Here is a 10,351-nt window from a genome sequence, read left to right on the forward strand (position 1 = left end):
ATAAAAGGATTACAATGTATACGGACAACCAACTCAAAGAAGCCATTTTCCAGGGAGTCAACTGGAGTGACTTATGTAAAAGGATCATTGCGGATTTACCGGAAAAGGTGTACTTGACAATTGATATCGATGGCCTTTTACCCAATTTATGCCCCAATACCGGTACACCTGTGCCGGGAGGGTTGGATTTTCAACAATTGATGTACCTTATCAAAACCCTGGTCAAGTCAGGAAGGGAGGTCATTGGTTTTGATTTGGTAGAAGTTGCCCCGGGAGAAAACGGGGATGAATGGGATGCCAATGTAGGCGCCAGAATATTGTATAGGGTGGCAAATTTGGTAGGGCTTTCACAAGGAAAACTTTCTTGGTCCTAAGTGTAGTATTACGATCAACTATTTGGGATACATCAATCAGGGAACCTGAAGGTAGATTTCTATAGAATTTCTGCCCATCACATCGGAACTTCTTTTGTTTGACTAGTCTTTTATTTACCGGATGAGGGAATACTGGTCCCAAGAATACAGTCATAGGCAATTGAACTCCGCATGAAGAAGCTTCTTTCCATTTATCGCATGATCTTGCTTGCCATCCGTGGCAGTGAACAGGACTTTACCAAATTGCCCATTAAAACAGGAATATTTCTTTTGGCAATTCCTATGATTCTGGAAATGGTCATGGAATCTCTTTTTGCTGTGGTAGATATATTCTTTGTAGGCAAGCTTGGGGAACATGCCGTGGCCACAGTGGGGCTCACAGAAGCTGTGTTGACATTGATTTATTCACTTGGTGTAGGGATTAGCATGGCCGGTACAGCCTTGGTTGCAAGGAGATTTGGCGAGAAAAAATTCAAGCAAGCGGGTACCCTGGCTTTTCAATTGTTGTTGGTAGGTATATTCGTTTCTTTGGCTCTGGGCATTGCCGGATTTCTCTATGCCGGAGAAATTTTGAAGTTGATGGGAGCAGAGGCTGAAGTTTTGGCAACAGGGACTTCTTATACCAAGGTTATTTTCGCCGGAAACACTGCTGTGATGTTATTGTTTCTAATCAACGGTATTTTCCGCGGTGCTGGGTCGGCCCATTTGGCCATGCGGGCTTTGTGGATTTCCAATGGACTCAATATCCTGTTAGACCCTTTGCTTATTTTTGGTTTGGGAACTTTCGAAGGCTTGGGTTTAACAGGAGCAGCATGGGCCACCACAATCGGAAGAAGTATTGGGGTGCTGTACCAATTGTACCACCTACTCAATGGAAAGCATCGCTTGGTGATTCGGGCCAGCAACCTGATGGTGCGTTGGAAAACCCTTCAAAAGATCATCCAAATATCACTGGGAGGCATGGGTCAATTTTTGGTTGACTCTGCAGCCTGGATAGTGCTCACACGTATGGCATCAGAATTTGGCAGTGCGGCTGTGGCCGGATATACCATTGCTTTTAGGATTTTGCTATTCAGCCTGATGCCTGCCTGGGGCTTGTCTGCAGCTGCGGCTACCCTGGTGGGGCAGAATCTTGGGGCAGGGAAAGCATTTAGAGCAGAAATCGCTACTTATCTTACTGCCCGATACAATTTCATTTTCCTGGCATCGGTTACCCTGTTTTATTTGTTTTTTGCAGATCATTTGGCCGGAATTTTTTCACAAGAGGCTGCTGTAAGATCCATTGCAGCAGTGGGCTTGAAAGTAACAGTACTTGGCTATGTGTTTTATGCGGTAGGCATGGTGATGGTGCAAGCCTTTAATGGGGCAGGAGATACCAAAACCCCTGCCTATATTAATATTGGTGTATTTTGGTTATTAGAAATTCCTTTAGCTTATTATTTAGCCATTGTTCTTGATCTCAATACCTTGGGTATTTTTATTACCATTGCCTTTTGTCATTCTTTGCATGCCTTGATCGCGCTATGGTTTTTTAGAAGAGGAAATTGGAAGTTTGTAAAAACCTAAAACCATTAAACGGAATAGGGGTAATAGCAAAAAAAGCTACCGGTTGTTTCAATACCGGTAGCCTAGGAAAATAGGTTTTGATAAGGTATAATTTGTCCGTTTGAGCTTCACCTTATTCATTTATCAAATTTATCGAATATAATTCTTCAGGAGGGTATTCAAATGTATTTATTAGGGGTATGAAATGTAGCCAAATGCCCCTTGAAGCCTTTTCTCTGAATTATTCAATAGCTTTCCGTTGCAGGTTGAAATCGAATCAAAATCAGTCACTTCGTTGCTGGTTTCAATTTTAGCCTGGGGATACTAGGCTAGAATCCTCAATCTTTCGATTGCAATCCTCCCTGAACAAAATCAGGATAGGCATCAAGAATTTTATTGCATAATTTGAGTTGAATAGGTAAATATGTTACCACAAGGAAAATTGGAATTCAGTCTATATTCTTTGTCTAATAGCAGCTGTATTGAATTAATTTATCAACGCTATTGCATTAGTAAACTGTAGTAAGGATCACCAGACTGTCCACCTCTGCTAGGTTCAACACTTTTTCTTTTGCCGGATTCAATAAAAGTTCTTTGCCATTGGCTCTTTCTATGAAAACTCCCAATGCTGTTTCACCATGTGACTCAGCATGGGCTTCTAATTCAGAAAAAGAGGCCGTAGAACCGTCGATGGCGTATTCCTCGATTTTCCGAAAAATCATTTCCGGACCTCCTACTGTGAAGAGCTCATTGTAAATGCTATAAAGCTCCCTTTGTATGGCGATACCTGCCAGAAGGTGACTTAAGACCAAGGGGCTAATGATCACTTCACTTTGGAATGGTTTTAATAGAGACTCGTTACTTGGATCTGCCAACTCCAATAAGATGGAGGGGTTTTTTACTGATCGCTCCAAAACTTCTTCCAAGAGTACAAAGCCAACCATTGTTCTTGCATCTGCTTCTTCCTCTTCCTCCATCCGATCGCTACTTAGCATTAATATATGGTCAAAAGTTTCCGCTTCAATTCTTTTGATCACAGACTCTCTTACATAGTCTGCCACTATATGATCAATCTCAATTCTATCCGGAAGCTCACTGACAATGCCAAAATCCTTTTTTCTGTCTTGAAGTGGTTTCAAAGAGACAAGTCTAATAAAATAGGTTTCATCTTCGTAGGTTGTCAATTCTTTGATTAGCGAAGGAACATGTTCATTCCAGCCCAAAATCAATATTCTAATAACACCGGTCTGCTCTTCCACAAGCAATGGTCTTTTTTCAGAAAATGGCAAACTGCTTTTCTCAAGCGTTTCCAAATCCGGTTCCAGGTCAGAAAAATCCTGGGTGATTAAAATTAGCTGATCTCCTTCTTCTATTAATTGCTTTCTGTCAGGATTTAAATTAGGGTAAAAGCTTCCTTTCTCCTCCCTTACTATTCCCAATACGATGGCTTTGGAAAAAGCCTTTTTGACAGTACCAAATGAGTGGTTTACGGTTTCGGGAAATGCCTTTGTGAAAATATTGTTTTTTGTCAATTGAGCCAATAGCTCATTGTAAACCTGAGAAAGCCCCGGGTGACGAATGTTTTGTGCCATCAGCCGACTGATAATCGCATTGCTACCAACAACCTCAAGTGGGCCACTGTATGACCTGTAAGCAGCATTAATTTTATTGTCATCCTGAATTTCTGCCACCACATAAGGAAGCTTGCTAATGTTAAATTTTCTTGCTTCAGCATTCAGTGAAAGCAAACATTTAATGGTTTCGATGTCCGGATTGATCAATTCCTTTCGGTCATAGGCCAGACTGGGAATAATGATTACAGAGGCATTCAAAGCATCTACTCTCCGCAAATGTTCCCTGTCAATGGCCATTCCTGTCCTTAAAATTATTTCATGCGCCCTACGGCCAATCATGGGGTTGTCCTTGAGTTCCTGCATTTGAAAAGGGCTCACCTCTTCAGAAAGAATAATCAGTTGTAATTTTTTAATATTTAACTTGTCAAAAAGCCTCTTTAAGCTTGCCGAAGATTGAAAAATTTCTGCTGCAATATGAATGGTCCGGTTGGACCATCCCAATATGACCAAGTGATTATTGGCTGTCACAGGTGTTAGCCCCTGTTCCAAGTGCCTGATTTTTCGGTTCATCCATGTGGTAATAATCGCAACCAGAGAGCCTAGAAAAATAACATAGCCGGCAAGGGTCAATAAGGTGGAAATAAAACGCCGCCAATTTCCTTGATCGTCTCCCAAATAACCGGGATCGGTGAGCCTTAAAAAGGCCCACCAGATGGCTTCACCTAAGGTTTGGCTAGGGCTATTGGTAGGAACGACCAACAAGCCACCAATGATTGAAATCATACCTATCAAAGCAGCTACGACCAGCAATTGGTACTGGGCACCCTTCACCAACTGCCTTTCAAGGGTAAATAAAATCTTTCGCCGAATTCTAGGTCTTTTTAATCGCATAAATTACTATGAAAGGAATCTTTGTCCGCTTCAATATAGAAATTAAGTTAGAATAAACGATAAAGATTATTGTGGTAAACTGTGGCCTTTAAATTTTTGGTGCCAATTCTAATAGTGAAGTAAATCAACTTTAAGAGGGATAATAAATGGTAACCCGGAATATATAGTAGTTGTTCCTCTTCCTGAAAAAACCTTTCCTAAAAGTAAACCAGAACAAGCTGAGGATATAAGGGAAATCCATAGCCTCTCAGGTCAAAGTCACATTAACCATTCAGAAAAACACCTTAGAAGCCTTGCTTTAGTACAAAAATGCCGGAACAGTTTAGACTATTCCGGCTTTTGGTTGGTTTCAACTGACCCAAATATCTTCCATCTATATTTGATTTTGGGAAGGAGTATGGGCACAATGAATGTGTTACTCAACTTGAGGTTTTGCCTACTCTGCTGTTTGGTCTCCCTCAGTCAATCTGAAATTGCTTACCGTTTTTCCCTCCAGGTGTTTGCTCCATTTCTCTAGCAATGGTTTTTCTAAAGAAAGCTCTCTGTACTCATCAGGGTTCATTATAGGCAAACCTTTTACAATTGGGTAAATCCTTTTGCATTGAGTGCAATGGAGCCAGCCTTCTAAAACGCGCTTCTCGGTGTCTTCTGTAATTGTAGTAAGCGTTAAATCGGCTTTATCAAATGGACAACATAGTTTATTTATAGTGGATAATCTCATGATTGATTCTTTTGAATTGAATTAAAATAATTTTGTAGGGCCATCACGGGGTTTTCATTTTGCATCACCCCGGATATGATGGCAATTCCCGAATAGGGGAGTGCATGCAACTCATTTAGGTGCTTGGTCTTAATTCCCCCTGCTAAAAAAACAGGAAGGGCTGTAATTTCAGCAGCTTTCCTAATGGAGTCGAAACTAACCAAGTCACAATGTTGCGTGGTGGATGTAGGGTAGACGGAGCAAAAAGAAACATAGTCGAAGCCCAGGCTGTCTGCCTGATGGATCAGATTCATGTCATTATTTACAGTCAATCCTACCAAATGATTCTTTTCGGCAAATTCAGGGATTCTGGATAGATTTACCGGAATGCTGTCCAAATGAATACCATCAGCATGGCTCAGCTTCAGCAAATCCCATCGGTTATTTACCAATATTGGAAAATCATAAGCAGCAGCCATATTGACTACTTTGTTGGTAAATGCCACCGCATCCTGCTTTTCCCCAAAATGATCCCAAATTTGAACGGCAATTAGTGGGAAGGTAAACAACTGCTCTAATATAGAAAATAGCTCGTCTTCAGTTTTGTCTGATGGGTCAATCACCAGATAAATCCCTTTTTCCGCTTTCAAGTTTAATTTTTTCATTTCCATCCTTTTTTATACGCTTCATAAAATGCAGCCCAATAAGGATCGACAGATTGATAGGGTAAAGGGGTAAGTTTGTCTTCCTTTTGAAGCAAAATACCTTGCCCTGCATCAGTCAGCCGGCCAATTTCAGCACAAGGAATATTTTCCGCATCCAACCGGTCAATGATTTCTTGAACTTTATCTTTTTTGCAAGCGATCAACATGGCTCCTGCCCCTATGCAGTGATTTGGATTCAGTTCAAAAAGTTGACAAACAGCCTTTTGAACTTCGCCGACAGGGATCAATTGTTCTTCTATTACTGCACCACAATTGGCTGCTGTGGCCATTTCGTAAACAGCTCCCAAAACGCCACCTTCCGTAACATCATGCATGGCCGTGACAGCTTTGTTTTCAGGTTTACCTCTAGCCACCAGCGCATCTTTCAAAGAGCTAGTCTGGTAAAATGAGGCTGCTGTTTGCCGGTAAATTTCTTTCCCAAGTTTGTTGGAAACGGTTTGGGGAAAGCACATGCCCAGAATAGCAGCAGAGGAAATAGCAGCGCCCTTGGTTAGCAGTAAACTGTCTCCGGCCCGTGCTTTGGTACTGGTTAAAATTTGCTCCAGCGGTGCAATACTAATAAAGGTTCCTCCTCCGGCAATGGTGGAGTTTTGTCCTTCCACAAAACCGGTATGTCCTCCGGTGATGTTCACTCCCAAGGCAGTGCAATATTGATGAATGTATTGCCAATACACTTTAAAATCCTCCTGACTAAAAGTAGCCGGTAAATTCAAAACAAACTGACCGAATTGAGGCGCGAAGCCGGTGGTGGACATGTCATTGGCCATCAGGTGAACTGATAGCCAGGCTGATTCTTGTAAACCCAAGCTAGGAATCAAGGATAGTGGATCACTAGTGAGTGCCATGCCTTGGTCTCCGGCCAAGGCCACCACAGATACATCAATGCCAAAGCCGGGTTTCACCCGAACATCTTCATTGGGTTTTCCGCAGCGTGAGGTAATAAAATTACCCAACAAATGTTCATCAATCTTTCCTGGTTTTTCGCTCATTTATTTGACATCATTGAACTGAACATAAAGACCAAAGAAATCCCCGTAGGGCATGTTCCATTGTTGGACAGGAAACCACTTAGGCAAACCGGTGCAAGACCAGGTGATGGTGTAGTCTCGCCCTTGCAATGCCTCTTCGATGATTTTGATAAGGTGTTTTGGGGTGTAAAAGGTAGCAGTAACATAAAAAGGATTCTTACCGAATGCTTGCTGAACCCTACGTCGAAGAACTTTGGGAGAGTTTTTGTTCATCATCCCCATGGCTATACCGTATTTTCCAACCCTTGCTGCTTCACGGATTACCTTGACCGGATCTTTGTAGTATTCGAAAGTGGTAATAAAGGCCAAAGAATCAAAAGTATGGTCTTTGAAAGGCATATGGTGTGAATCTGCCATCACCAAGTCGCCGTCAAACAAATGAATGGCTTGTGATAACATCAAAGGGGAGATGTCTGCTCCGGTGGACTCAATGCCTATTTCTTTCCACCATCTTGTAAATCTTGTGGTACCACAGCCAAATTCCAATAGGGTTTTTACCCTTTTGTCTTTGGTGACCAGCTGTTCCATTACTTTTTTCTGCCAAACTTCAGCTCTTTTATACCTGCCCTCATACCAAAGTTCATAAGTATCCGTATGGTCTCTGTTGAAGAACCACTCAGGTCTATTTTGCCAGTTTCTTTGTTGTTGTGGGATCAGCCCCATTTTTTGTTTTTCTATTTCCATTTTGTCATTTATTTAAAAAAAAAATTCGACCGGATAAAACCAGTGGAATGTAGCTTCAAATCACAAAAGGAAATCTGGCTTGCATCCCTACGTTGGCATTATCCAAATCAGGTTTCGGGTATTATCTCAGCCGGATTAAAATCCAGCACCCCGTGCATTCAATATGGTCACAAAGATATTGAATAACCTATGTAAAGCAAGAAGTCTTGGCTAAGCCTTTATTTATGTAAATACTGAATTAGAAATAAATTAAGGAGAAATCATGTGTGTTTTTAATATTTTCGATAAATTAGATAGTTGTTTAAGGATTTTTGAAATATAAGATTAGATACATGTCCACGTTAACAAAATTTATTACCTGGAAGAAAGGTAACACAGTAGTTTCATGGGTACTTTTTGGCTTGTTGGTTCAGGTGATATTTAATCGAAAGAACGTACCGAAACATATAGAAGTGCTGGATGATACGCTTACCCATCATTGTTCCAGGACCAAAAGAAACCGCTGGGTGAGTTTTATCAATTTTATGGTGACGCCCAGATTCGTAAGGAGGCTGATTGAATCCCAATTGAATAAAAATATGGTGGACCATGAGCGTGTGTTTTTGTCGCTCGATAAAGAATTGACCAAGGATGATTTTTTTGATAAGGATAAGCCGCATCGGCAAAAGTGGGGCAATTGGTATGGCAACCATTCCTCAGAACCCTTGCGATTTTTTGTACCCGGAAATGGGGATTATAAAAACTTTTCTCCTGAGGGGGAGTTCTGCAATTGGTATGATTACAAAGGTTTGACCGAGGTAAGTGAATTGGTGAAAAATGCCGAGAAAGAAAATAGAAAAGTCCGAGCCGTAGGTTCCGGTCATGCTTTGACGGCAGTGGCTCAATGTGAAGATTTCTTGGTTTGCACCCAAAACATGAACATGACCCAACGGCCTGCCAAAGAATGGATAAAAGAGGAATATAAGGAGGGGTTCGATGTAGAAGTGAATTATGGAAATAAAAAGTCTTTGGAAAAGCACTACCTTTTCGAAACAGGGGGTGGAACCAAGATCAGGCACCTAATAGAAGCCTTGACCCATCATGGCTTTGCTTTGATTAACCAGGGAGGGTCCAGCATACAGTCGATTACCGGAGCAATTGCCACCTCTACCCATGGTTCGGGCATAGGGATTGGTCCGGTCTCAGCTTTTGCCAAGTCAATGACCATTGTAGGTAAAGGAGGCAAGATCTATCGCGTAGAACCTACGGATGGGATTACCGATCCGGAGGCATTTAATAAGGACCAAGAGGTAAAAAAATATGGCATAGAATTGATCCAGGACGATGAAAAGTTCAATGCGGTTATGGTTGGTATAGGATCTATCGGGATTGTTTTCTCCATGATTCTGGAAGCCCAACCCAATTACCGGCTGTATGAGGAACGGAAAAGGTACAATTGGGAGGAGCTTAAAGCAGAGATGCAAAAAGAGGATTTACATCATTTCATTAATCAACACCGACATTTTGAGGTGTTGATCAACCCCTATTGTGACCTTTCTGCAGAAACTGAAGAGGGGAAAAAAAGAAAATGTTTGGTAACCACCAGAAACTATTGTGAAAAATCCAATAGGAAACAGGCCGGCAGGGAGCGGAATTATATTTCTTCATTTATATCAGGAATAGCCATTTCTGGAAGGCTTTCCCCTTGGGTATTCAATAAAAACCACCAGTCCATTCCTGCCATGACCAATAACTCCATTCATCGATTGATTGACCATAGCGGTGATGAAGGCGGAGGTTTTGAGGACGACTGCCGTTTTGTCTTGGACCAGGGCTTGGGAGAGTTAAAATTTTATGGCTATGCCGTAGAATTTGGTTTTCCATTGGAGCGGGTTTTTGATGCAGTAGATTTGATCATTAAGGTTTGTGAAGAGGCTCAGGCCTACCATCACTTATTGGCTGCTCCCTTTTCATTGCGATTTGTTAAACAATGTGATGCCCATCTATCCATGATGAATCAGCACGATACCTGTATGATTGAATTGGTAAGTGTGAAAGGAGTAACCGGCAGCCTACCGCTATTTAGGCGTTTAGAAAGAGAATTGTTGGATTTCGGAGCCATACCACATTGGGGGCTTTCCGTAGAGCCCTGGTACAGAGCAAGGGTTGAAAAAGCTTTTCCTAGATTTAAAGACTGGGAGCTGCAGCAGGCCTTTTTTGGCGGAGATACTTTCAAAAATGCATTTTTGGAACGGATTCAGGATTCATAATTTCTATTCGGAGTGGTTGTTTAATTATATTGTTTTCAAGTTTCGGAATCCCTTTAAAGTAGCTTTGATACCTAATTGCCTAAACCTATGATAGGATAAGGCCTATGATAAGAGGAATTGTTCAACCCGCTATCGGGGTTGAGGAATAGGTGTGGAATTGGCCGTCCACGGGTTTCACCCGTGGCTATTGTTATTGAAGTCCTTTAGGCTTCTTTCGATTAACTTCAGTTCGATTCTATACTTACTGGTAAAATTAGGTTTATTTAGTCAAGCAGTTCCTTTCCTGAAATAGACACAGGAAGGACAGATAAGGTAAGACCCCCTATTTTTAAAGAGGGACAAAGGGGGGACGATCCCAATTCTCTGGAGATTCCTTCGACTTTCTCTACACAAAGCCCCTGCAAAGTCTCGGAATGACGAGGAAACGCGTCACTGCGAACCCTTAGGGGAGGGCAGAGGAGAGGCAAGGGTGTGGCAGTCTCGCTATTGTTGAGATTCCATCGACTTTCTCTACGAAAAGCCCCTACAAAGTCTCGGAATGACGAATATATTAACTTCCGCCTTGTAGATTTTCGGCGTTA

Annotated in this window: 8 protein-coding genes and 1 riboswitch; of the genes, 3 read left to right on the forward strand and 5 right to left on the reverse strand. The window is 41.8% G+C overall.

Annotation, left to right across the window (positions count from 1 at the left end; genetic code table 11):
* Together AAC037_RS10465 and AAC037_RS10470 are read left to right on the forward strand one after the other, a co-directional pair.
* A partial coding sequence (locus tag AAC037_RS10465) for an arginase family protein (protein ID WP_339902946.1) occupies nt 1-374 on the forward strand: 374 nt, incomplete at its 5' end.
* Nucleotides 375-545: 171 nt separating this feature from the next.
* Complete coding sequence (locus AAC037_RS10470) at nt 546-1,940, forward strand: MATE family efflux transporter (protein ID WP_339902947.1); 1,395 nt, start codon at nt 546-548, stop codon at nt 1,938-1,940.
* Between the two features lie 488 nt (nt 1,941-2,428).
* Here the strand turns inward: AAC037_RS10470 and AAC037_RS10475 are convergent, their stop codons facing one another.
* From AAC037_RS10475 to AAC037_RS10495, 5 genes are all read right to left on the reverse strand, one after another.
* Nucleotides 2,429-4,384 carry a hypothetical protein gene (locus AAC037_RS10475; RefSeq protein ID WP_339902948.1) on the reverse strand — a complete coding sequence of 652 codons (1,956 nt, stop codon included), beginning with the start codon at nt 4,382-4,384 and terminating at the stop codon, nt 2,429-2,431.
* A 436-nt stretch (nt 4,385-4,820) separates the two neighbouring features.
* Complete coding sequence (locus AAC037_RS10480; protein WP_339902949.1) at nt 4,821-5,105, reverse strand: Trm112 family protein; 285 nt, start codon at nt 5,103-5,105, stop codon at nt 4,821-4,823.
* Entirely contained in the window at nt 5,102-5,749 is a 648-nt protein-coding gene (locus AAC037_RS10485; RefSeq protein ID WP_339902950.1) for a thiamine phosphate synthase, read from the reverse strand. Before AAC037_RS10485 ends, AAC037_RS10480 begins: the two co-directional genes overlap by 4 nt.
* On the reverse strand, nt 5,746-6,798 hold the full coding sequence (locus AAC037_RS10490) for an AIR synthase family protein (RefSeq protein ID WP_339902951.1): 1,053 nt from the start codon (nt 6,796-6,798) through the stop codon (nt 5,746-5,748). Before AAC037_RS10490 ends, AAC037_RS10485 begins: the two co-directional genes overlap by 4 nt.
* Nucleotides 6,799-7,521: a class I SAM-dependent methyltransferase gene (locus AAC037_RS10495; RefSeq protein WP_339902952.1), complete on the reverse strand. Its 723-nt coding sequence runs from the start codon at nt 7,519-7,521 to the stop codon at nt 6,799-6,801.
* A 67-nt stretch (nt 7,522-7,588) separates the two neighbouring features.
* A riboswitch (TPP riboswitch) is annotated at nt 7,589-7,684 on the reverse strand.
* A 169-nt stretch (nt 7,685-7,853) separates the two neighbouring features.
* Here AAC037_RS10495 and AAC037_RS10500 point away from each other — a divergent pair.
* The gene (locus AAC037_RS10500; protein ID WP_339902953.1) at nt 7,854-9,770 is read left to right on the forward strand and encodes a D-arabinono-1,4-lactone oxidase; all 1,917 of its coding nucleotides are present in this window, start codon (nt 7,854-7,856) and stop codon (nt 9,768-9,770) included.
* Nucleotides 9,771-10,351: the final 581 nt, after the last annotated feature.

Source organism: uncultured Cyclobacterium sp. (genome assembly GCF_963976465.1).
Lineage (GTDB): Bacteria > Bacteroidota > Bacteroidia > Cytophagales > Cyclobacteriaceae > Cyclobacterium.

Bases quoted from the DNA above. Each gene is read 5' to 3' on its own strand.
- AAC037_RS10480 (WP_339902949.1), bottom strand. From the start codon at position 5,105: ATGAGATTATCCACTATAAATAAACTATGTTGTCCATTTGATAAAGCC.
- AAC037_RS10500 (WP_339902953.1), top strand. From the start codon at position 7,854: ATGTCCACGTTAACAAAATTTATTACCTGGAAGAAAGGTAACACAGTA.
- AAC037_RS10490 (WP_339902951.1), bottom strand. From the start codon at position 6,798: ATGAGCGAAAAACCAGGAAAGATTGATGAACATTTGTTGGGTAATTTT.
- AAC037_RS10470 (WP_339902947.1), top strand. From the start codon at position 546: ATGAAGAAGCTTCTTTCCATTTATCGCATGATCTTGCTTGCCATCCGT.
- AAC037_RS10485 (WP_339902950.1), bottom strand. From the start codon at position 5,749: ATGAAAAAATTAAACTTGAAAGCGGAAAAAGGGATTTATCTGGTGATT.
- AAC037_RS10475 (WP_339902948.1), bottom strand. From the start codon at position 4,384: ATGCGATTAAAAAGACCTAGAATTCGGCGAAAGATTTTATTTACCCTT.
- AAC037_RS10495 (WP_339902952.1), bottom strand. From the start codon at position 7,521: ATGGAAATAGAAAAACAAAAAATGGGGCTGATCCCACAACAACAAAGA.